This is a genomic window from Pseudomonas sp. p106 (genome assembly GCF_003936645.1).
Taxonomy (GTDB): domain Bacteria; phylum Pseudomonadota; class Gammaproteobacteria; order Pseudomonadales; family Pseudomonadaceae; genus Aquipseudomonas; species Aquipseudomonas putida_E.
In genome coordinates this window covers 81035-101250 of record NZ_RHQR01000007.1, presented here as the reverse complement: position 1 = coordinate 101250, position 20216 = coordinate 81035, and the positions used below count along the sequence as shown (strand labels likewise).

Here is a 20216-nt window from a genome sequence, read left to right as displayed (position 1 = left end):
TGGTCACAGGAGTGTAGTCACACTAGTGGCTAATTGCCTTGCCCTGGGGCGCGAGGGCTACCGATCAAATGCCCTGAACCAACCCGGCATCTACCCGGTCAATTCCTGCAATCACCTATTGCGGGCCCAGACCATGAACAATCCATTCGAACAGATCAGCGCCGCCTTCGCCCCCGAGTACCGCGTAAACCTGAGCATCGAGCGCCTGGACGGCAGCATCATGCTGACACTGTCCGATGATGCCGGGGTGGTCGCCAAGCGCCTGATAACCCAGGCCCAGCGCAACGACCCGGTGCGCCTGCAGCGGGTCATCGACAGCATTCGCCTGGGCTTGGCCATCGAACTGGGGCAGAACCCTTTGCAGGTACTGGCCGCCCTCACCCGCGACCCACGCCAGCAGCCAGGTCACTCCATCGCCAACTGACGGCTACTTGCCCTCTTCCACTGCCTTGCCATTGGCGTCCAGCACCTTGGTCGAGGGGTAACGGTAAGAGGCGTAGCGCACCACCAGGATCGAAAACGCCAGCAGCAGGATGCCCCCGCACAGGTACAGCAGGCCCTCATCCGGCGCCTTGTGGTGCGACACATCACCGATCAGCAGGCGGGTGAGCGCGGTGATCGCCACATACAGCAGAAAGCGGATAGGCATGTGGTTGGTCTTGAAATAGATCCCGACCATCGCCCCAAGCTCCAGGTAGATGAACAGCAGCAGGATGTCATCGACGCTGATGCCGCCCTTGCCGAGCATGTCCAGGAACGTCATCACCGCCGCGTAGGCGGTAATGGCGCCGATGCCGAACAGGGCAAGGTAGTGAAACCCCTCTACACACAGATTGCCCAGCGAGTCGGCCGAGCCATGCAGGCCCTTGCGCAGCTTTTCTGCCCATTTGATGTTCACGATGTGCGATTCCCCGATACGACATGAAGGATGATGCGTCACGCGTGTGACGCTTGTGCCATGCAGTTAAAGGGCCAGGCCCCTGCTTTGGAAGGCGGCAGATTGCCGCAAGGCACCTGTGGGCTACGCTTTTTTGCGGCAAGGGTTGCACCTGAGGTGCGATTGCCATTACTGTATGCGCATACAGTGATCGATAAACCAACCGCAAAAAGGCACAGAGGTGATGAATGGCCGTCGAAGTGGTGTACCGCAGCAGCCGCGACCCGGAGCGCTTGTTCGCCGTTTTCTACACCTAATGCCTGTCCAGTTAGTGTCAAAATGCTTTGTTTTATTGTTTTAAATCAGCGCGTTAGACGCCAACTGACAAATCAGATACAGGAAGGCGGTGCATAGATTTTCGAAAGGACCTATGCCTAGTTATCAATGTTCATATGAAGACAAGCACGGATCGTAGAGATAACATCCATCGGATAGAATTTTTTTCAGGGCATTGCCCCAGGTAGGCAGCCCTTTAATTTTTGAGAGGCCATCATGGCAGTAGAAGTACTTTACCGAAGCACTCGAGATTTGGAGAAGGTTTTTTTGGATCGAAAACTAGCCGATGCACATGATCAAATGCTTGAATTGGCAGAAATTTTAACTTCCGTTCTCATTAAAAATGTACCAGGTCTTGACGAAAAACAAGCGGAGGACGCAAGCATTTTTATGGCGAAAAATAGAGCAATCTTTGCGTCGGCGTTTAAGAGTGGTGCTAATGCGTTGGATCAGTTGACAGGGAAAGACGATAGCGCCAACTGAGATGGTGTCACAACACATAGCCAACCCATTTGATGCATGGCGGAATCAGCATGCTTGAACGTCCCGCTTTCGGCTCCATAATCGCCCTTGATAATGGATAGCTATGGACGGGACGGTGCTTAAACTACTGAGCCTAGAAGTCCGATCGAATGCCCGATGCATCGAGAGTTTCATGGTCTTCGGATGTACTCGCCGCAGAGTCGATCCAATCCTCCTCTTGATCGTGCCAGTCGCCCGTGTCTACCATCAAAGAGTCTTCGACGAACTCTAGCGCCTCAGGATTTGGATTTGCCGCTTCGCAGGTCAATTCGCAGGTGTAATCGAACGACTCATCCAATTCGGCTCCATCGCCTCTTCTGAGATCAGAGTTAGATCCCCACTGCAGTGTTACCCCTATGCTACCGCTTACCCTGATGTGTACAGTCTCTGAGGTAATACTGGTAACCTCATGCGATTCCACATAGATTTCTTCAAGGGAATAGTGCGAGGCTAGCTCATCTACAGCGTCCAAACTTTCCCCAACAATCTGCTGGACCGTCGCATCATTGATCGCATGCGATAAACGATCCCCGACGGCGGCTCTGCACTCTTGGATGCAGGCCATCAGTCCGGCCACGGCTTCGATTGTTTCTACTGCGAGGTGCTCGATGTCGTCCTCCTCCATGAGGAAAACTTCTGGTGTGATGTGGACGTACCCGTTCAAACGGACTACGGCATCTCGAAGCTCCTCAAACTCCTGAGCGAAGTCCAACCGGAGCTTTGTTCGCACGTAGTGGTTGGAAAGCCCGCCCTGCGTTGCATACACACACCGCTCGACTCGCGTTACCTCCGGGACAACGCCTTCTGCCTTCTGCTGCCACCATATGCACTTTTTCACCTCGGCGTCTGGAGCCAGGCGCTTCAGCGTGTGACCCACCAGCTCGCGCATAGCAAAGGCGAAGTTATGAAAGCGAAGCCTGTTCCTGCGGTCTTCGAGATTAAACATCGCAGCTTCATAAAGGCAACGCTCGAACTGAGCATCACCGATTAGCTGCAAGATCCTTTCGTCCATGTTCTTCCTCTCGTCTACGACCATTCCGCATCATTGCTCAGAGCGGGGATGGAAGTCACCTACAGGCTAAGCACAACGGATGTTAAGCGCATCAGCTGGCCATGCAGTCAGGGCTTGGCCAATAATGACCTAGCAAGGGGCAACAACCCCAGATCCACACGATACACCCACGAGGATGTACTCGGCGCGGTAGAGAAGATCGCAAAGAAGAAAGGAAAAGGGAATGCAACTGTTGACGACATTGTCGCGAAGGTCCCCTTTGGATTCTGGGAAACGATTATCAAAGGCTTGAAGCATAAATCGCACCCTGCTGGCATGCAGGCTAGCGTTTTATCAATAGCATTTCCAAACGCCCCTGACCTTGCTACGACGCCATACGATGATGCGGCGTTTGTCGATAGACTGGCCAACCTACTTAGCCAAGTACGAGATGTTCGAAATAGGATTGGCCATCACGATCAGATCTGGAGAACGCCGGAGTTTGACTCCTATGGCAATCTGGGCTTTATACCTCGCCGGCCACGCCAAACGGTAAACAGCCTCCGTTTGCTCGCAAACCAAATATCTTGGCTAGCAGGCTGGATAGATCCCGAAATTACTAATTACATTAAGGCGTCCGATCACTGGTGGTCCCTGCAAGCTCTGCTGACAAAAGAAGCATTGACAGTCTATCGGAAGAACGGTGGTAGGGTCGGTACCTACGAGGCGGTGATTCGGATGACACCACAGCATGAAGCCGTCACTTGGCCTAACAAGACTCCTCGTACACCTGAAAAAATCCATAGGATCAATCGTCGCAGAGTAACTAAAAATATTTTCTATTGAAGCCAGTTACTGTTGATGAGCCGTTCGTTAGTCTTGAAAAATTCATAACCTGAAGGCCTATGCTCATACTGCACTGGGTAGCGCAAGCCTCTCCCCAAAATACACCTGGGCCAGCCTAGGCTCACTGACAACCAGTTGATCGCTGGGTGGAGAAAGTCCTAAGCTTACTGGCAGGAGATTAAACAGTTTAGGATGACAACATCTGAAACTCGCCTCCATAAAGATAGCACTGATTGCAGCTAATTCAATAGTAAAAACCAAGATAATTACTCTAGAATAGTCTATTTGCCTTCTAAAAGCCGTAACGATAAATTAAATGCGTAAGCTACTTTAATCATCCACTCACGCGTAGATCGCGCTCAGCCAAAAAAATAATTTCAGTGACCTTGAGGTTATCTCGCTGAGTTGAGTGATGAATGCTGTAACAAGCCCCGCCTACTACCTTATAGATATAGCCCTCTTCTGTTCCTGACGCGTCTTCAGCAATGCTCACTTCCTGAAGCGGTTCCATCACCCAGTCGTTACCGCCTCTCATGTGACCAGGTGACATCAGATGTGCTTGCGCGAGCCATGAGCGGTCATCAAGCTCCGAAAGCATCTGCTGTAGGATCGGTACCGTGGGGATCATCAGCATGCTGCCCACGATGTCGTCACCGTAATCGCGCACAAGCTCCACGTAAAACCATGGGTGGTGCAGCTCCAGCTCAATAAATTTCCAGTGACGGCTGGCGGGCTCGCCGAAAATACCGGCTGGGCTGAGTTCGGCATGGCTATAGGTCTTGAACATCGAAAAACCCTCAAAATATTAACAATAGTTAATGGATGTATGGCGTTCAAGACGGCTTCATCATTCCTTTTGTAGGAATGAAAAAATGGAGCTGAAACAGGCATTTGGTAAGGCCATGAGGTTGCTGAGGAAATCTCGTAGCCTCAGCCAAGAAGAGTTCGGCGGCCACAGTAGCCAAACCTACCTTAGTCAACTGGAAGCCGGAGGAAAGGGCCCTACCCTCGAAATGGTGCATGGGCTCGCCTCTGTCATGAATGTTCATCCTTTGACGATCTTGACCCAGTGCTACCTTTTTATGGACAAGGATGCCACTCTGGATTCAATCATTGAGCGCGTTCGTGAGGAGCTAAGCGTGACGCCATCGGACCGATGAGGAGGGGCGCCTGTCCCCCTTCAGCATGGACTGAGATGTCCGATCGGATGCAACCAAAGTCTGCGCGATCTGACCCTGCGGCTGGTTTGATCTTGGGCGCTACCTACGTGGAAGAGGAGAGGCAATGAAGGGCCGACGGAAGGTAAAGACTGATAAGTGGCGTATAAAGTCGGAAAATGAAGACGACGCCCGAAGGCTTTTGCGAAGGCGGGTACAGACGCAAGGAAGGTTTCTCGACATAGCAGCACATGCCGGCAAAGGAATGGAACCTGTTGGCCGAATTGCCGGTTGAGAGATAGGCTTTCACCTTTGAGGTTTGCAAATGAAGGATCCTCAGATATTAGCGCTGTGCCCATGCTCGCCGCAGGGGTGCTGGAGCATCGACCACCGAAGCTTCAAGGGCAGGTGCGAAGAAATCGTGCATCTGGCAACGCTGGTGCTTGGCAGTCGAGTGCTTGCCGCGCAATGGCTGTACAAGCCAGCAATCGGGCTAAGGCATCAGTCACCTTGCAGCACCTTGGTGACTCGATCGGGCTACCAGCAAGTTGTGACACTCCTAGGACGAATTGAACACGGTGTCTACACTTAACGCCGTTGGGTTCCATGCCAGAGGACCTGTCTACATCTCGTCTGACATAGGATTAGCTGTGTCTATCGCAGGATCTAACTCGAACCGCATCAAGCGTATGCCTAAGGGGAAGCCCCTTTGTTAGGAAGGTATTCGAGCGAACGGGCTCACGCTCCGCGGTAAACAAAGCTCTGTCTCGGATGGTGCTCAGTGGTTCGATAGCGCGGTCATTAGCGACTGGCTGCTTGCGACCTCAAGCAGACACGGCCCTAAGCTGAGTTGTCAGCGCCATCGCCGCCAGCCGGAAGCAGGATTATCACTAAACTCCTTCATACTTGCGAAAGCAGAGCTTGCCGGTGCTGGCTCCAACATCCAGCCTTCGCAGTGGGTCGAATGCTGCCAGTAGGGGGCAAGTGGGCGTAGGATGGAGGCTTCCCCATCAGCTCATAAGGAGCCGCCCCTTATGAATGAATCCGTGCGGACAACCTTGAAATGCCAAGAACCAGGTGATGGTACTGGGGATGTCATCACTGACCTCCCGGACGATATCCTCGAACGCATGGGTCTCAAAATCGGTGATTCCCTGAGCATACAGCTGATAGGCGGGAGCATAGTGCTAAAGCCAATTAGTGATGCAGACGCCCAGCCCTAAGGCAGCTTTCGACCCACAGCGGTCGTTGTCGACCGGCCGCTTCATAGGTCGATTACGCTCAGTCGCCACCTGCTGCGACCCAGGTTACCCATGACTAGAACGGCAGCAACCGAGATGCCAGCCTAGGTCTCAACACTGGTCAATGCGCTTGATTGGCCCGAATTGCTTGAACGTACACTGCAGGCGCATCGCTCGCGGTACAAACGGATCGTGGAACACTGCGGTGGCAAGGTCGACATTCACAGCGAGCAAAACCTGGGCAACCAGATTCAACTGACTTTTCTGCTCTCCAATTGAATATTGCAGCTGATACGAGCGAGTATTTCAATCGCACTTCGAGCATTCAGAGGCCGGAGTACGTGCTTCCGGCCAAGGGCTTGCAAGGGGCAGTGAAGTCTAGGGCTGAGCGATACGAGGATGTCTGGACGCTCATCATCCCGAGCACCGTGTGGAACAGGTTGTCATGGCTCAATGGCGAGTTTGTCTGGGCTTTCAAGCAGCCCATATTCAGCCGTTCGCTCTTCGCGATAGAGTCAGACATCCAGAGCACCATTGGCACCTTGGTTTGCTCGTCCGGGGCCATCGCATAGGGCAGCCCATGTAGGTAGAGGCCACCCTCTCCCAGTGACTCCCCATGATCCGAGACGTACATGAGCGCAGTGTCGAATTTGGTGTTCGCAGCCAGGATGTCGATCAGCCCGGCCGTTACGTAGTCGGTGTAGAGGATCGAGTTGTCGTAGGCATTGATCACCTCCTGCTGCTTACATTTGTCGAGCTCATTGGTCTCGCAGACCGGCTCGAATTTCTTGAACTGCGAGGGATATCGCTTGTAGTAGGCTGGGCCGTGGCTGCCTTTGTAGTGGAGCACCAGGACAGCATCGCCTTCCTGACGGTTGATGAAGTCCTCCATTTCCGAGAGCAGCACCCCGTCCTTGCACTCGTCGCTGGTGCACAGCTGAGCATCCGCATGTTGGGTAGCCTTGTGGTTAGGCACCCGGTCACAGACCCCTTTACAGCCCGAATTGTTGTCAGTCCACATTACGCTGATGCCTGCGCGCTGAAGCACATCGAGTAGCCCTTCTCGGCTCTTGGCCAAGCCGTCCTTGTACTCATCCTTGCCGACGTCCAGGAACATGCACGGCAGTGATACCGCGGTGGCGGTGCCGCAGGAACTCACATTTGAGAAGCTTATGACATTGCGTTTTTTCAGTTCCGGATTCGTATCACGGGAGTAGCCATTGAGGGAGAAGTTGGCAGAGCGTGCTGTCTCCCCCACTGCCAGCACCAGCAGCTTGGGTTTGCGAGCTGCTCCCTGCCTTTTCACTACTGCATCGGTACCGATGGTGGTCAGTTCTTTCGGCGTGGCCAACTGACGTTTCAGGTAGCCATGACTGGCCGCAAACAGGTTGGTGGGAACCAGAATGAGCCGAATCTCCCGGTTGTTGCGCAGCAAGGACGCATAAGACTGGTATTGGCTCAGCACAATGCCGGCAAGGGTGACTAGGGCAAGCGAAAGGACAATGAGTCTACTGGCCAACGCTTTGATCCAGGGCTTACGTCGGAGCGGCACCTGACTGATCAGGTAAACGGGCAATCCCCCTACCATTGCCACCCAGAGGCCGAGCTTCCAGTTCAGTAGCTCGGAGACCTCACTGACGTCGGTCTCCACGACGTTGGTGAACATGGTGTAATCAATGACGATGCCGTAAGCATTCATGAAGTAGCTGGCGAAAGCCGCACTGATCAGGATCAGGCACAGTAGCGGTTTGGCGAGCCGTGCCCATGACAGCAGACTGAGTATGGTAAACACCCAAGCAAACACAACAACTGGCAGGCTACTCGCGAGCAGCCAATTAACTTCATCGGCATTGAAAATCAGCCGCGTAAGAACACGCCAAAGCTCAGCGTTCGTAAATAGCAACAACCAAAGAGTTACCAGCCCGATGAGCAGATTGGTGCTGATGCCTTTTTGTCGAGTACTGCGAATAGCAAAGATCAATCTACTGAACAGGGTGTGAACAATGGATTTCGAAGGTGTCATTATCAAACTCTAGGAGGCTGCTGATCCATGACGCATGGCTATGGAATCCTCGGTAGCTACCAGGCAAACCATCGACAGATACTGTGCGAAGGTGGGCGTGCGGAGCGCCAGAGACCCCGAGCCCTATGGCTTAAGGGCGCTTAGGATGTTTGAGGCAAAAGAATTGAATGAGAAGTAAACTCTCGCTAGGCGCATTATTTCCGGAACACGATAACGACACGATGACCTCGTGATTACAATGCTGTCAGAATCGCAGCAATGGCTTTTTTGATTGTGATCGACCAGGCTATGATAAAAAATCGGACACGTTCGACTGCTGTGTGGTTAGTGCCACCCAGCGAATTAAATTAAATTTCATAAACAAAATGGGCTTGTTTTGTCGTACGCTCATTTTGAACTTTTACTTCAATTTAGAAGTCTTTCTCGCGAGCAGAACACTTCCTTAACTTTTGCCCGTGCTTATGTCACTTATCAATGAGGGACGAACACCATGAGCTTTTTCAAGAACATCTTGGGCGGCCACCACGGCCGGGGAAACCACGGCGGTGGTAAGCACCACAGTGGTGGGCACGGGAGCGATCGGCATGACCGCTATGACCAGCAGCAGAGCTGCGACGGCAATGACCGGGTAATTGACAGTGGGCGGGCAATATCCCAAGCCCCAATCACTGATCTGCAGCCTTGCAGGCAGTGCCGGACCGCTAACGCCCCATCTGCGCGCTTTTGTCTAAACTGCGGAACACCACTATCGAGTGGCTGCAAGGCCTGCGGCTCCTCGCTGACGTCAGGAGCGAAATTCTGCAGCCAGTGCGGCCAAGCCACGCCTTAGCGCCTGGCCACCCTGGTAAGCCAACGCGACCACCCCCCTGCGCAAGGAGAAATACGTGGGATCGAATCATGATCATGGCAGTGCAGCAGTACGTGAGGGACATCAGAAGAAGCTAGTCATGGCATTGGCCCTGACTGGCAGCTTTATGATTGCTGAAGTAATCGGTGCATGGATAACCGGCAGCTTGGCGCTGCTGTCGGATGCATCTCACATGTTCACTGACACCGCCGCCTTGGCGATATCGCTGATTGCGCTCCAGATAGCCAAGCGGCCGGCGGATCAAAAACGAACCTTTGGCTATGCGCGGTTGGAGATCCTGGCCTCCACGCTCAACGCAGTCCTGCTCTTCCTGGTGGCAATGTACATCTTGTACGAAGCCTACCAACGCTTCTTCATGCCGACGGAGATCGCCACTGGCGCGATGATGTGGATCGCGATCGCTGGCCTGATCATCAACCTTATTTCGATGCGTCTTCTGGCATCTGCCAGCAACGAGAGCCTCAATGTCAAAGGGGCTTACCTCGAAGTTTGGAGCGACATGCTCGGATCGTTGGGCGTAATCATCGCGGCTCTCATTATCCGCTTCACTGGCTGGACCTGGGTCGACACGATTGTCGCTGTTGCAATCGGCCTCTGGGTACTGCCGCGGACATGGCAGCTGCTTCGCGAGAGCCTGGGCATCCTCATGGAGGGTGTCCCAAGGGGGCTTGACGTCGCGGCAATCGAGACCACCATCCGCAACGTTGATGGCGTCACTGATGTACACGATTTGCACGTTTGGGCCGTCAGTAGCGGCAGCAACGTGATGACTTCGCACGTAGTAGTGGGTGACACAGCAGATGGAGATGCCGTGCTGGCGGGCGTCGTGGAAGCGGTCAGCGATGCGTTCGAAATCCACCACTGCACCATTCAGATCGAGCGCGCAGCTTTCCACCAGAGCATGCCGTTACCGTCGCACTGATCGGTTGGTAACCACCTGGTCAACGCACCACTCTTCAAACAGAGAGAGTGGTGTCGTAAAGGAAAGATCGGGAATGATAGGCGTCAAAACGGCAGGAGCACTTCGTGAGCGCCTTGGGAAGATTCCGACAGACTCTCTCGAGTGCCCGTAGGAGGTTCAGCAATGGCTTGGATCATCACGAAGTACTTAGTCACTGCCGGAATAGTGATTCTAGTATCAGAGCTGGCAAAACGTAGCGACAAGCTGGGTGGCCTAGTTGCCGCTCTGCCTCTGGTCACGGTCATGACGCTGATCTGGCTGTACTTGGAAAACCAGAGTATGGAAAAGATAGCTAATCATGCCTGGTATACGTTCTGGTACGTCCTTCCAACCCTGCCAATGTTTATCACTTTTCCGGTGCTGCTGCCCAAACTGGACTTTTGGCCGACGCTTATCATCAGCATCATCATCACCATGGTAAGTTTTGGGGGCTTTGCTCTGCTGCTACGTCGTTTTGGCATCGAGTTGCTGTGAGCTAAGCGCCGGGGGCAGCAAGTGGGTGGCCGCTCACCGACTATTAACGCACTCGCCTTTCACCAGGTAGCGAACCATGTGCAATTCGCCCTTCGAGTCCTCGTAGGCCATCATGCTTTTCACGTTGCCGCAGTACCGCACGTTGGGCGACACGTACACCAACTTCCCAACGTCCAGATTCATGCCATAGGTGTAGTCTTCAAGCTCTGGCATGGGCTTCTTCACGCTCTGTGCATAGCGCTCTGTAGCCTGCCGAGCAGACTGCTCAAGATCCTCATTGATCTGCACGCTACTTAGAGCATCTGTCGACAGCACAGAGAAGAGCATGAATACGGCAATTGCAGATCTAGTGGTTTTCATGAGAAGTCCATTAATAAAAAAGCGCCCACGGCGGGCGCTAAAATTCACCTTACCAAAGGAGCGTATGGTTCCAAGGTGAATGCATTGGCGTGAGCAGGGTTTCGTTACTCCCGCCATGCTGCTCCGGATGAGACGACTCCAAAGCAGCGCTGCCTGTGTGCTGTACTAAAACTAGCAAAGGCGGCTAACGACAAGATGATTGTGAAATTACAATTTGGACATGTAATAGATTGTAAAGTAATTATCTGCACTTTCGACGGATCAAGAAATCATAGCCGCGCGCAGCGCAGCGCATCCTGCGATGCCACTGATCGGTGGTTGGCAACGAGCTCTTGGTAGCTCCCCAAGGAATTTTCCTGGCAAAACAGAACGGCTTGGCAGAAATGCCGCCTTTTACGACCGAATTCACATGCCAGCTACTGAGTGCTCAACCGGCTGAAGGCCGCTGAATCCGCTAAGCTCAAAGGGTATGCCGGTATGACTGTCAGCAATCTTACGGCTACATTACAAATTTGTAGGATTTCGCCACGGCCAGCTTCTTCGCGTTAAGATTCAAGCGTCCTCAGGTGACCACGGCGTATGGACAGAGGTAGCGACTACCGCATGCCATGCACTCAGCCGAACCTTTAAACAGCCTGCAAACCTCTTGGCGGATTGGCCAATTCCTTCTTCACACCTTGAGATAAGTCATGCGCGTTCTAGTTGTCGAAGACGAAATTAAAACTGCGGAATATCTTCAGCAGGGCCTATCCGAAAGCGGGTATGTCGTAGACATTGTGCACAACGGTGTTGATGCCCTTCACCTATTCAACGTCAATGTCTATTCGTTGGTTCTCCTCGATGTGAACCTCCCAGGTATCGACGGATGGGATCTGCTGGAAACCATCAGGAAATCCAGCCGGGTCCGCATCATCATGCTCACAGCCCGTGGTCGCATCAACGACAAGCTCAAGGGATTGGATGGCGGCGCGGATGACTACTTGGTGAAGCCCTTCGAGTTTCCCGAGCTGCTTGCTCGCATCCGTTCTCTCCAGAGACGTGGCGATGAACTCGTCGAGAAGAGCTCGCTGAAGATTGCCGATCTGGAACTCGACTCCGTGCGCCATCGAGTTTTCCGTGGTGGCACACGCATCGATCTCACCACAAAAGAATTTGCGCTCCTGCACCTGCTCATGAGCAGGACGGGTGAAGCGCTGACTCGTTCCCAGATCATCTCTCTGGTCTGGGACATGAATTTTGACTGCGACACCAACGTCATCGATGTTGCGATCCGGCGATTGCGCTCAAAGATCGATGACCCGTTTGAAACCAAGCTCATTCATACGCTTCGTGGCGTTGGGTACGTTTTCGAGGAACGCGCATGAGTCCGTTCAGCCTGGCTGCAAAGCTAGGGTTCAAAGTCGGGTTGATGAGCGCAGCATTACTGCTTCTGTTCGCGACCTTTGGCTACTTGATGGTGGGTCAAGCGCTGGAAAGAAATGCCAGAGCAGACCTAGAAGTGAAGATGGCAGGCATGGCTCACAACCTGTCCACTATCAACGATATCTCCGGCGTCAACGCGGATGCGCACCAGCTAGTTGATTTGGTCATGGGCCATAACAACCTGTACGTGAGCATATTCGATACATCAACAAAGCAGGTACCTTTGCTCTCGATAGGCTCAAAGCAGGTCAATCTGGAGGTGCACAAGTTCCAGCCGGCTGCGCAGCCTAAAGAGCATGAATGGCGTGATACCCAGGACCGCCCACTGTTGAGCGCTTCTCGTATCATGCGCTTAGCCGATGGAACCGAAGTCAGCGTCTACATGACCATGGACCAGTCATCCAGTGAGGCCCTGCTCGATGCATTGCTGACCTGGGCCCTGATGATGTCGCCCGTCATCCTCGCATTGATCTTGGCCATCGCTTGGTGGACCGTGCGCCGCGGACTGCTACCTCTGACCAAGTTCTTGAAAGTTGCCTCGAAAATCTCCACCGAGAGCCTGGACCATCGCCTGCCAACGGATGGAATGCCCTCAGAGCTTAAAGAGCTCGCTGACGGCATTAACATCATGCTGGCTCGCCTAGATGACGGTGTGCAGCAGCTTTCTCAATTCTCTGACGATCTTGCTCACGAGTTGCGTGCACCGCTTTCCAACCTGATGGGTAAGGCCCAGGTTGCCTTGACCAGAGAACGATCGCTTCAAGAGTACCGGGAAGTGCTGGAATCGTGCACAGAAGAGCTGGACCGCATGAGCCGGATGGTTTCCGACATGCTGTTCCTGGCTCAGGTCAGTCACCCAGCATCCATGGTGGAGTTTGAACCCGTGTCGCTGGTCGACGAGGTTGAGCGTGTATGCGATCTCTTCAGCATTTCGGCAGAAGAAGGCGAGATCCAGCTGCAAATCTCTGGCAATGAGGACGTAGTGCGCGGTAATCGTCTCATGATTCAACGGGCCGTCTCGAACCTGGTGTCAAATGCTATTCGCTACTGCCCACGCGGCCGCACGGTCTACGTGAAGGTGCAACACGGTACGAGCGGTACGACATTGAGTGTCGGCAACCCGGGCCGGGGGATCGCGAGGGAACACCATGCGCATTTGTTTGAACGTTTCTATCGAGTGGACAAGAGCCGAGCACGGAGTGAGGGCGGTACCGGTCTAGGCTTAGCCATCGTTCAGTCGATTATGAGCTTGCATCAGGGCTCGGCGAGCGTGGAAGTAACCGAAGAGAACTTCACGTGGTTCCACCTTCACTTTCCCGAAGCCCAGTTTAAAGAACCTGTAATGGCTGCTGCTTAACCAGCGCAGACATGCATAAGCCCGTCAATTGACGGGCTTTTTTGTGTGCAAGCATCAGTGCCTGAGGACCACAGGCTCCATGGGCGATCGCAAAATCACCGACTTTATGATCCTCTGCTCCTCTGGATTGGCATTCCTCCACAGTTGGGTGAAATACTGCGCGTTCACCCTTTCCTGAGCGCTTACGCTGGCAGCAGTGTCTATAAAACGCATCGTCGTGTAGACACTGATCAACCCCAGGATGAAGAACGCTGTTGCCACGACCATCACATAACGTTTGGCCAAAACCGGGGCACGCTTGAGCTCCAGAATGGAGATATTGGCAGCCTTAGTCGCTGTAGAAAGCTCCGCGATTAGCGGTTTAATGGCCGTGTCGACTCCCCGACACGCGGCGGAATATGCCTCTGCCGCAGCTCGCAAAGCGACCTCTTCGGCATTCGACCAAGCTTTCTCGGCCTTCCGCACCTCATCTTGTATCTGCCGGCCGACAGTATCGACCTGCTCCACAAGGTCGTTCGACTTCTCCAGCACGGCGCTGCAGGTACGTGTCTGAGCGGTCAGCTCATCAATTTGGACAGTGAACTTTTCAGTGCTTCGACGAAAATCACCGATCGCAACCGCCCAGGGCTCTATGTCATTCATGGCTATCTCCGAGAGCGGCCGAAAGCCGCACTGATTATTTAAGTAGATATCAAAATTGTAATTTTAGGGAAAATTTAACATCGCCCTCAGCAATGCCGAGATAGACATGATCCTTCCAGATTTGCAGATTTAACGCATCATCCCGGCCGCCAAAATTACGGAATTGTAATTATTGACTCACCTTGTCGTTAGCTTCGCGTTCCTAAACTACAAACCAACAAAGGCCGCTAATCAGGCGGACCTAGTAAAAACCGAGGCTCACAATGAAATTTGTCAAATCGATCGCTATTGGCAGCCTGCTGCTTGGTCTCACGGGTGTCGCTTATGCCGAAGGCGGCTACGAGAGAGCGAAACAGTTCAATGAAAACTTTCGAACTGAACAGGCTCGCCTATGGAGCGATGACTCTTCGGATCAGAACAAACAGCAAGTCGCTCAAGAGCAAAAGAAAGAAAGCAAGGATGGTAAGGAACAAGCCGATAATTAATCGGCGGTTAAACAGGACTCTAAATGACGAAAGCAATTTACAAAAAAGCCAGGGTACAACCTGGCTTTTTTGTGTCTGGAATTTAGCCTTCGTCCGTACGAGACGCTCCCGCATCAATTTCTCCAGCCAATCCGTTGTTACTTTGCTGAGCGTCCTTCCAACGACACAGCATTAGCTGGCTGGCGTTTACTTCGGTGATCTTGACGCAGCTCAGGTTGACAGGCAGTTCAGCGTTGCTGTCACGCAGGCGCCTGGATAGGTAGAACGAGCTATCACGTGGCCACTTAGCAGGATCCTGAATGTTCTCTGACTTCCCGCTGCTGTAGAACTCCGACGAATACGAGCGACGGCCAGGGTAGATCAGCGGAGCCGACTGAGCTGACTGCAAATCACTCCAGGCTTCAACCACATCTCGCTGGTTCTGAGGTCGCTGCTCCATTACCCCTGCAATGATGATCCCCGCACCTACGATTGGGAGTACTACAGCGCTCGTAGCGGCAGCCCAAGTGGTCTTCGGGCCTGCATCGCAGATCCGTCCAGACAACAACATGGCCCAGGCTGGTAGAGATGGAAGCAGGTAGGTCCACAGAATGTTACCGGCGAATGTAAAGAATATGGGAGTTGCCAGCGCCCAGAGCCAGAGGTAGGCCTCGAATCGCTGCATTGATCCGCGCTTGCGAATCAGCAGAGGAAGAAAGAAAGCCCATGGCAATAGCGACAAACCGAGCTGAATCCAGATGGTGCCGTATGGCTTGGCATGAGCGCTGCCATAGAGGTCTCCAGCCCAGTTGCTGACGACGTAACGACTCCAGTGTTCACCAACGAAAAAGTATTGCATGAACCCCGGCGTTTTCATTTCGGCCGCGATATACCAGGGCAAGGATATACCGAGCATTAGGACAAGGCCGCCGATCCAGGGAAGTATCAGCACTCGCCCCCACTCTTTATAGAGAACCACCCACACGAATGCTGGCGTGCCCATAAGCACCAAAATGAGCGGACCTTTAGCCAGTAGGCCCAGGCCCAGCCCGGCGAACATCAGGTAGGCATCCGCGTTGCTGGAGCACTTCATCCAACGCCAGAATCCATAGCTGGAGAGCAAAATCGAGAACGACAGAACAGGGTCAGTCAGCACGACTCCGCTGGAGACTAGGCCAAGTGTCGTACTAGAGAAGATGATGGCGGCCCAGATTCCAGCATTACGCGAGATCTGCTGAGTACCGAGCTTGATGATGATGAAACAGCTGCCCAGATGCAGCAGCCAGGCCGGGAATCGAGCAGCGAACTCATTCACCCCGAAAACCGTCATGCTCGCAGCCTGGGTCCAGAAGGATAGCGGCGGCTTACCCCAGAACGGTACCCCGTAGTCGAACATCGGCGTGATCCAATCGTTTAACTCGACCATCTTGCGTGCCATTTCGGCATAGCGTGCCTCCGATGTGTCCATCAGTGGGTAGACGCCCAAACCCAACAAGCGCAATACCAGAATTGAACCCAGGATCCACCACAGGGGCCGCTCTTTTCTCAGATTCAGCATTTCTTACCCTCGATCAAAGGCACCGAAGCATGGAGCGACACGGGATCTGCCTTGCTGTTGCTCTTCAGGAAATAGCGAGGCCGGCGTTTGACTTCTGCGAGTGCCACGCCTAGGTACTCCCCCACCATGGCAACTCCGATGCACAGAAATGAAGCCATTCCGACGAGCAGGTGATGGACGTCGAAGCTGCCTGCTACGAGCGATGCAAGCATGTAGCAGATGCTGGAGACGAATAGACCGAAGCTGATTAGACTGAATATGCGTAGCGGTTTGCGAGAGAAACTGACGATGCTCTCAATGGCCAAATTGAAGAGGCCAGCGGCGTTCCACTTGGTGCTACCGGCATGGCGCACAGTACGATCGTAAGGCAGCTCGACGGTGCGAAAACCTACCCAGCCGATCATCCCCTTGAGTATTCTGGAACGCTCATCCAGCGCTCGAAGTGCCGCCAGTGGAGCAGGTCCGATCAGGCGGAAATCGCTGACATCGGCGGGCAGATCAACCTTTTCAACCAGGCGCTGCATGACCCAGTAGTAAGCCCGGGCACTCACACGCTTGAACCATGAATCACCGGTTCTAAGGTTGCGCTGCATGTTTACTACATCGTAGCCACGCTGCCAGAAATCCACCATGGCCGGGATGAGCTCAGGTGGGTCCTGCAGGTCGACGTCAATGAAGATTAATGCGCTGCCACGGGCATGATCTATCCCGGCGCTCAGTGCTGCCTCTTTGCCGAAGTTGCGGCTGAGGAACAGACTACGAACAGCCGATCCATCCTGATAATCGCGTAGCAAATTTGCAGTTCGATCGTTGCTTCCATCATCAATGTAGAGAATCTCACAAGAGACAGGTAGGCGCTTTACGACGCGGGTGATGCGCTGATGGAACTCTGGAATGCTCTCCTCTTCCTGAAAGCATGGAACGACTATGGTTAATAAGGGATCAGGGCGCTCGGGAAAGCGATGTAATGTCTGCATGATTGAATGTCCAGAAACGGTGTGCAATGAATCCAAGTGCAGTGAGCGTCACAGTCACTAGGACCTGGGAGATGAGCGGTGACAGATTCGACTTGATGAGCAACCACATACCCACGCCGTTGCCGATGTTTGTTGCTAGCGCGACCAGTGCAAACCGAAGAGGCTGAAATTTCCGAAAGCCATCCGCCTTAAAACAGTACGCCCTATTACCTATGAAGCTTGCAATAGCGCCTACCAGGCCGCCGAAAATACTGGCTAGAAATGGCGTAGACATCTCTGTAGCTACCAGCAACAGGAACACAAAATAATGGATTGCAGTGGCTATGAATCCGATCCCTAGATAACGAATCAGTAACCTATAAAGAGGTGGGCTTTTATTTTCCATGTCCGAAGCCTATGGAGGCAAAGGTGAAAAAATGGTGAATCAAATGTAAAAGCACCGCTACCTAAACACACATGTTTCGAGGAACAAAAAAACGGGATGCTAGGCTAGCAGGCTATAATATCAGCAGGATTGCTTGAAAATTACGCTTTGGCAATGAAGGGCCTCCAATAACGCACGCATGACCTACACATTACAATGTTGACAATATAAGGAATGCCGGGCGGCGTTGAGATAAATTCCCCGCATCAAGGGGGACCTAATGGTTACACAAAATGAAACATATACAAGCGGCTCTGTTTCTTACAGTCCTGACATATTGGATGATCTGCCAATTGATGATCAGCTAGCGCTAGAATTTTTCGCAACAGCACGTTGTGCGAGTTTCAAACAGGCTGCCCGAGGGCTCAATGTACCGGTGGTAGGCTTGCGGAAACGCCTAGAAAAGCTTGAGGAGCACATCGGTGCTCCAGTATTTGTCTATAAGCACAACAAGCTTGCTCTGACGCGCACAGGCGAAAGGGTCAGTCATTACCTGAGCCAGCTCTTCGGCCCAGACGGCCTCGGCAAGGCCGGCGAGAAGGAAGTGCCCAGGCTTACCATCGCGATCACGGAGCCGGTGCTCAGCGACATCGTGAACCGCGATCTGGTCGCATATGTGCGGGATCATGCCGAAATGCAACTAGAAATCCACTCTGAGTGCACAGCGAGAATGCTCTCTGAGTGTGAAGTTGATGTAGGCATAATTTTCGTCACCCCGGATGATGACGGCGAGCTCGATCGAAACCCTACCTATAGGTTTGAAAGGCTTGGTCGAATTGGGCATTCGCTGTTTATTTCCAGTCGCTACTCACGAAGCGTCACGCTGCCAGTTGAGAACGTGGATCTGCATAACTTCATGCTCGTTGTCCCTTGGGATGATGAGATCTTGGCAGACTCACAAAAATGGGCTTCGATAATGGCCGAGCATCAGGGAGGCACAACACGGGTAAAAAACTATAACTTGTCACGCGGCCTCGTCGTCGGAGGCGCTTGCATCGGTGTGCTGCCGGACTACAGTAGAAAAATGGAAAGGAACATCATTCCTATACCGGGTTTCCTGGATGACCTAGTGGAGAAAGATATCTATCTTGTTATCAAATCGACATGCATTCGTAACCCACAGGTATTGGAGATCCGCAGATTGATAAAAAAGAGCTTTTTTGATAAGAAGGATTGGCTTGTTCGGTGACAATTTTGTTAGGTTACAAAATCTCCCCTTAACACTCCAGCAACACAACTGTCATTTTTGCTTGCAAACTAGTCAGAGTGCTTAGAACAAAGGCATCTTGTTACAGCGGGTGACGAACGTGACCTGCTCCTATCTTCAAGATCTATAACGGCCGGCACAGGGCGAAACAATCTGTCGGCTGCTAGCACTTAACACACGAGAGGCAAGCAATGATCCGTTCTTCGAACATGCGGGAAAAGCTGTTGGTCGCTGCAATAGTAGGCACATTTTCCTCGCAAGCATTTTCCGGAACAGTCACTACCGACGGAGCTGACCTAGTTCTAAAAACCAAGGGCGGTCTTGAACTTTCTACCACCGACAAGGAATTCAGCTTCAAATTGGGCGGTCGCGTTCAGGCCGACTATGGCCGATTCGACGGTGTCTTCACCAAGAACGGCGATACCGCAGATGCGGCCTACTTCCGTCGCGCCTACATCGAGTTCGGCGGCACTCTGTACCGAGACTGGAAATACCAGGTCAACTATGACCTGTCCCGCAACACTGGTAACGACTCCGATGGCTACTTTGATGAGGCCAGCCTGACGTACACCGGCTTCGCCCCAGTCCAGCTGCGTTTCGGCCGCTTCTACACCGATTTCGGTCTTGAGAAGGCAACCAGCTCGAAGTGGACAACTGCCATGGAGCGAAACCTCTCCTACGACGTAGCCGACTGGATCAACGACAACGCCGGCATGGGTGTTCAGGCGACCAGCACCATCGCTGACATGGCCTACCTGTCGGGTAGCGTTTTCAGCGAAACCAACAACGACTCCGACGGTGACAGCACCAAGCGCTACAACGTGCGTGGTGTTTTCGCACCGCTGCACTCTGACGGTAATGTCCTGCATGTCGGTGCCCAGTATGCCTATCGCGACCTCAAGGACAGCGCCGTCGACACCCGTATACGCTCGCGCCTGGGCGTTCGCGGTGTAGACACCAACGGCGGCGGCGATGCGGGAACCAACGGCAATCGCATGCTGTTCGGTGGTGCTGCTGCGCAAGAAGGCCTTTGGGACAACGATTCGGTCTGGGGCGTTGAAGGCGCCTGGGCCACGGGTCCATTCTCCGTTCAAGCTGAGTACCTTCGCCGCAAGCTGAAGGCTGATCAGTCCGCCAATGACATGAAGGCTTCGGGTTACTACGCACAGATGGCGTACACGCTGACCGGCGAACCGCGAATTTATAAGCTCGACGGCGCGAAATTCGACACCATCAAGCCACAGAACAAAGATCTGGGCGCCTGGGAAGTTTTCTACCGCTTCGACGATATCAAGGTCGAGGATGGCAATCTGGTTGCCACCGCGGACCAATCCGATGAACGCAAGGCCAAGAGCCACACGGTCGGCGTGAACTGGTACGTCAACGAGGCGGTGAAAGTCAGTGCCAACTACATCAACGTGCGCACAGACAACAACGAAAACACTGTCGGCGACGACAAAGGCAACGCCTTCATCACTCGCCTACAATACGTGTTCTGATTCCCCAATC

Annotated in this window: 23 protein-coding genes; 14 read left to right on the top strand and 9 right to left on the bottom strand. The window is 53.2% G+C overall.

Features of this window, described 5'->3' with window-relative positions; genetic code table 11:
* Nucleotides 1-133: 133 nt before the first annotated feature.
* Nucleotides 134-424 carry a DUF3509 domain-containing protein gene (locus tag EGJ09_RS11140; protein ID WP_046784955.1) on the top strand — a complete coding sequence of 97 codons (291 nt, stop codon included), beginning with the start codon at nt 134-136 and terminating at the stop codon, nt 422-424.
* Nucleotides 425-427: 3 nt separating this feature from the next.
* Here EGJ09_RS11140 and EGJ09_RS11135 read toward each other — a convergent pair whose 3' ends face one another.
* Nucleotides 428-898 (bottom strand): phosphate-starvation-inducible protein PsiE, encoded by a 471-nt coding sequence (locus tag EGJ09_RS11135; protein WP_115273586.1) that lies wholly within the window; start codon nt 896-898, stop codon nt 428-430.
* A gap of 531 nt (nt 899-1429) precedes the next feature.
* On the opposite strand from EGJ09_RS11135, the gene EGJ09_RS11130 reads away from it, so the two are divergent.
* Nucleotides 1430-1696, top strand: a complete 267-nt coding sequence (locus tag EGJ09_RS11130; RefSeq protein WP_034137100.1) for a YebG family protein — start codon at nt 1430-1432, stop codon at nt 1694-1696.
* A 133-nt stretch (nt 1697-1829) separates the two neighbouring features.
* Here EGJ09_RS11130 and EGJ09_RS11125 read toward each other — a convergent pair whose 3' ends face one another.
* Complete coding sequence (locus tag EGJ09_RS11125) at nt 1830-2747, bottom strand: hypothetical protein (protein WP_034137099.1); 918 nt, start codon at nt 2745-2747, stop codon at nt 1830-1832.
* Between the two features lie 48 nt (nt 2748-2795).
* On the opposite strand from EGJ09_RS11125, the gene EGJ09_RS11120 reads away from it, so the two are divergent.
* Nucleotides 2796-3572 (top strand): hypothetical protein, encoded by a 777-nt coding sequence (locus EGJ09_RS11120; protein ID WP_125923842.1) that lies wholly within the window; start codon nt 2796-2798, stop codon nt 3570-3572.
* A gap of 334 nt (nt 3573-3906) precedes the next feature.
* On the opposite strand, the gene EGJ09_RS11115 is transcribed toward EGJ09_RS11120, so the two are convergent.
* Nucleotides 3907-4359 (bottom strand): hypothetical protein, encoded by a 453-nt coding sequence (locus EGJ09_RS11115; protein WP_059395175.1) that lies wholly within the window; start codon nt 4357-4359, stop codon nt 3907-3909.
* An 85-nt stretch (nt 4360-4444) separates the two neighbouring features.
* On the opposite strand from EGJ09_RS11115, the gene EGJ09_RS11110 reads away from it, so the two are divergent.
* From EGJ09_RS11110 to EGJ09_RS27010, 3 genes are all read left to right on the top strand, one after another.
* Nucleotides 4445-4732 (top strand): helix-turn-helix domain-containing protein, encoded by a 288-nt coding sequence (locus EGJ09_RS11110; protein WP_059395176.1) that lies wholly within the window; start codon nt 4445-4447, stop codon nt 4730-4732.
* A gap of 322 nt (nt 4733-5054) precedes the next feature.
* Nucleotides 5055-5321 (top strand): antitoxin Xre/MbcA/ParS toxin-binding domain-containing protein, encoded by a 267-nt coding sequence (locus EGJ09_RS27015; protein ID WP_080761430.1) that lies wholly within the window; start codon nt 5055-5057, stop codon nt 5319-5321.
* A gap of 403 nt (nt 5322-5724) precedes the next feature.
* Nucleotides 5725-5952 (top strand): AbrB/MazE/SpoVT family DNA-binding domain-containing protein, encoded by a 228-nt coding sequence (locus EGJ09_RS27010; protein ID WP_371928076.1) that lies wholly within the window; start codon nt 5725-5727, stop codon nt 5950-5952.
* Between the two features lie 343 nt (nt 5953-6295).
* Here the strand turns inward: EGJ09_RS27010 and EGJ09_RS11095 are convergent, their stop codons facing one another.
* Nucleotides 6296-7993, bottom strand: a complete 1698-nt coding sequence (locus EGJ09_RS11095) for a phosphoethanolamine transferase (RefSeq protein ID WP_034138157.1) — start codon at nt 7991-7993, stop codon at nt 6296-6298.
* Nucleotides 7994-8483: 490 nt separating this feature from the next.
* Between EGJ09_RS11095 and EGJ09_RS11090 the strand changes: the two genes are divergently transcribed.
* From EGJ09_RS11090 to EGJ09_RS11080, 3 genes are all read left to right on the top strand, one after another.
* Nucleotides 8484-8822, top strand: a complete 339-nt coding sequence (locus EGJ09_RS11090; protein WP_080761431.1) for a zinc ribbon domain-containing protein — start codon at nt 8484-8486, stop codon at nt 8820-8822.
* Nucleotides 8823-8877: 55 nt separating this feature from the next.
* Entirely contained in the window at nt 8878-9783 is a 906-nt protein-coding gene (locus EGJ09_RS11085) for a cation diffusion facilitator family transporter (RefSeq protein WP_034138158.1), read from the top strand.
* A gap of 162 nt (nt 9784-9945) precedes the next feature.
* Nucleotides 9946-10296 carry a DUF3147 family protein gene (locus tag EGJ09_RS11080; RefSeq protein ID WP_034138159.1) on the top strand — a complete coding sequence of 117 codons (351 nt, stop codon included), beginning with the start codon at nt 9946-9948 and terminating at the stop codon, nt 10294-10296.
* A gap of 33 nt (nt 10297-10329) precedes the next feature.
* On the opposite strand, the gene EGJ09_RS11075 is transcribed toward EGJ09_RS11080, so the two are convergent.
* On the bottom strand, nt 10330-10656 hold the full coding sequence (locus EGJ09_RS11075; protein ID WP_034138160.1) for a DUF2790 domain-containing protein: 327 nt from the start codon (nt 10654-10656) through the stop codon (nt 10330-10332).
* Nucleotides 10657-11345: 689 nt separating this feature from the next.
* On the opposite strand from EGJ09_RS11075, the gene EGJ09_RS11070 reads away from it, so the two are divergent.
* Together EGJ09_RS11070 and EGJ09_RS11065 are read left to right on the top strand one after the other, a co-directional pair.
* Nucleotides 11346-12020, top strand: coding sequence for a heavy metal response regulator transcription factor (locus EGJ09_RS11070; protein WP_034138161.1), 675 nt, complete (start codon nt 11346-11348; stop codon nt 12018-12020).
* Nucleotides 12017-13435 (top strand): heavy metal sensor histidine kinase, encoded by a 1419-nt coding sequence (locus tag EGJ09_RS11065; protein ID WP_034138162.1) that lies wholly within the window; start codon nt 12017-12019, stop codon nt 13433-13435. Before EGJ09_RS11070 ends, EGJ09_RS11065 begins: the two co-directional genes overlap by 4 nt.
* A 54-nt stretch (nt 13436-13489) precedes the next feature.
* Here the strand turns inward: EGJ09_RS11065 and EGJ09_RS11060 are convergent, their stop codons facing one another.
* On the bottom strand, nt 13490-14077 hold the full coding sequence (locus tag EGJ09_RS11060) for a hypothetical protein (protein ID WP_125923841.1): 588 nt from the start codon (nt 14075-14077) through the stop codon (nt 13490-13492).
* Between the two features lie 263 nt (nt 14078-14340).
* Here EGJ09_RS11060 and EGJ09_RS11055 point away from each other — a divergent pair, with 263 nt between their 5' ends.
* Entirely contained in the window at nt 14341-14562 is a 222-nt protein-coding gene (locus tag EGJ09_RS11055) for a hypothetical protein (protein WP_059395178.1), read from the top strand.
* 82 nt (nt 14563-14644) lie between these two features.
* Here EGJ09_RS11055 and EGJ09_RS11050 read toward each other — a convergent pair whose 3' ends face one another.
* The 3 genes from EGJ09_RS11050 to EGJ09_RS11040 are packed head-to-tail and all read right to left on the bottom strand — an operon-like array spanning nt 14645 to nt 17461.
* Nucleotides 14645-16099, bottom strand: coding sequence for a glycosyltransferase family 39 protein (locus EGJ09_RS11050; RefSeq protein ID WP_059395179.1), 1455 nt, complete (start codon nt 16097-16099; stop codon nt 14645-14647).
* Nucleotides 16093-17076: a glycosyltransferase family 2 protein gene (locus EGJ09_RS11045; protein ID WP_059395180.1), complete on the bottom strand. Its 984-nt coding sequence runs from the start codon at nt 17074-17076 to the stop codon at nt 16093-16095. The genes EGJ09_RS11050 and EGJ09_RS11045 overlap by 7 nt, the downstream gene beginning before the upstream one ends.
* A complete protein-coding gene (locus EGJ09_RS11040; RefSeq protein ID WP_080889212.1) occupies nt 17042-17461 on the bottom strand; it encodes a GtrA family protein in 420 nt (139 codons plus the stop codon). The genes EGJ09_RS11045 and EGJ09_RS11040 overlap by 35 nt, the downstream gene beginning before the upstream one ends.
* 259 nt (nt 17462-17720) lie before the next feature.
* On the opposite strand from EGJ09_RS11040, the gene EGJ09_RS11035 reads away from it, so the two are divergent.
* Both EGJ09_RS11035 and EGJ09_RS11030 read left to right on the top strand, forming a co-directional pair.
* Entirely contained in the window at nt 17721-18689 is a 969-nt protein-coding gene (locus tag EGJ09_RS11035) for a LysR family transcriptional regulator (protein ID WP_103438541.1), read from the top strand.
* 209 nt (nt 18690-18898) lie between these two features.
* On the top strand, nt 18899-20206 hold the full coding sequence (locus tag EGJ09_RS11030; RefSeq protein ID WP_034137073.1) for an OprO/OprP family phosphate-selective porin: 1308 nt from the start codon (nt 18899-18901) through the stop codon (nt 20204-20206).
* The last annotated feature ends 10 nt before the right edge of the window (nt 20207-20216 follow it).

What these genes read in the sequence shown, in the direction of transcription:
- EGJ09_RS11120 (WP_125923842.1), top strand. Translation starts at nt 2,796, where the DNA reads ATGGAAGTCACCTACAGGCTAAGCACAACGGATGTTAAGCGCATCAGC.
- EGJ09_RS11060 (WP_125923841.1), bottom strand. Translation starts at nt 14,077, where the DNA reads ATGAATGACATAGAGCCCTGGGCGGTTGCGATCGGTGATTTTCGTCGA.
- EGJ09_RS11110 (WP_059395176.1), top strand. Translation starts at nt 4,445, where the DNA reads ATGGAGCTGAAACAGGCATTTGGTAAGGCCATGAGGTTGCTGAGGAAA.
- EGJ09_RS11140 (WP_046784955.1), top strand. Translation starts at nt 134, where the DNA reads ATGAACAATCCATTCGAACAGATCAGCGCCGCCTTCGCCCCCGAGTAC.
- EGJ09_RS11045 (WP_059395180.1), bottom strand. Translation starts at nt 17,076, where the DNA reads ATGCAGACATTACATCGCTTTCCCGAGCGCCCTGATCCCTTATTAACC.
- EGJ09_RS11040 (WP_080889212.1), bottom strand. Translation starts at nt 17,461, where the DNA reads ATGGAAAATAAAAGCCCACCTCTTTATAGGTTACTGATTCGTTATCTA.
- EGJ09_RS11050 (WP_059395179.1), bottom strand. Translation starts at nt 16,099, where the DNA reads ATGCTGAATCTGAGAAAAGAGCGGCCCCTGTGGTGGATCCTGGGTTCA.
- EGJ09_RS11080 (WP_034138159.1), top strand. Translation starts at nt 9,946, where the DNA reads ATGGCTTGGATCATCACGAAGTACTTAGTCACTGCCGGAATAGTGATT.
- EGJ09_RS11070 (WP_034138161.1), top strand. Translation starts at nt 11,346, where the DNA reads ATGCGCGTTCTAGTTGTCGAAGACGAAATTAAAACTGCGGAATATCTT.
- EGJ09_RS11030 (WP_034137073.1), top strand. Translation starts at nt 18,899, where the DNA reads ATGATCCGTTCTTCGAACATGCGGGAAAAGCTGTTGGTCGCTGCAATA.
- EGJ09_RS27010 (WP_371928076.1), top strand. Translation starts at nt 5,725, where the DNA reads ATGGAGGCTTCCCCATCAGCTCATAAGGAGCCGCCCCTTATGAATGAA.
- EGJ09_RS11035 (WP_103438541.1), top strand. Translation starts at nt 17,721, where the DNA reads ATGGTTACACAAAATGAAACATATACAAGCGGCTCTGTTTCTTACAGT.
- EGJ09_RS11115 (WP_059395175.1), bottom strand. Translation starts at nt 4,359, where the DNA reads ATGTTCAAGACCTATAGCCATGCCGAACTCAGCCCAGCCGGTATTTTC.
- EGJ09_RS11065 (WP_034138162.1), top strand. Translation starts at nt 12,017, where the DNA reads ATGAGTCCGTTCAGCCTGGCTGCAAAGCTAGGGTTCAAAGTCGGGTTG.
- EGJ09_RS11095 (WP_034138157.1), bottom strand. Translation starts at nt 7,993, where the DNA reads ATGACACCTTCGAAATCCATTGTTCACACCCTGTTCAGTAGATTGATC.
- EGJ09_RS27015 (WP_080761430.1), top strand. Translation starts at nt 5,055, where the DNA reads ATGAAGGATCCTCAGATATTAGCGCTGTGCCCATGCTCGCCGCAGGGG.
- EGJ09_RS11130 (WP_034137100.1), top strand. Translation starts at nt 1,430, where the DNA reads ATGGCAGTAGAAGTACTTTACCGAAGCACTCGAGATTTGGAGAAGGTT.
- EGJ09_RS11055 (WP_059395178.1), top strand. Translation starts at nt 14,341, where the DNA reads ATGAAATTTGTCAAATCGATCGCTATTGGCAGCCTGCTGCTTGGTCTC.
- EGJ09_RS11125 (WP_034137099.1), bottom strand. Translation starts at nt 2,747, where the DNA reads ATGGACGAAAGGATCTTGCAGCTAATCGGTGATGCTCAGTTCGAGCGT.
- EGJ09_RS11075 (WP_034138160.1), bottom strand. Translation starts at nt 10,656, where the DNA reads ATGAAAACCACTAGATCTGCAATTGCCGTATTCATGCTCTTCTCTGTG.
- EGJ09_RS11090 (WP_080761431.1), top strand. Translation starts at nt 8,484, where the DNA reads ATGAGCTTTTTCAAGAACATCTTGGGCGGCCACCACGGCCGGGGAAAC.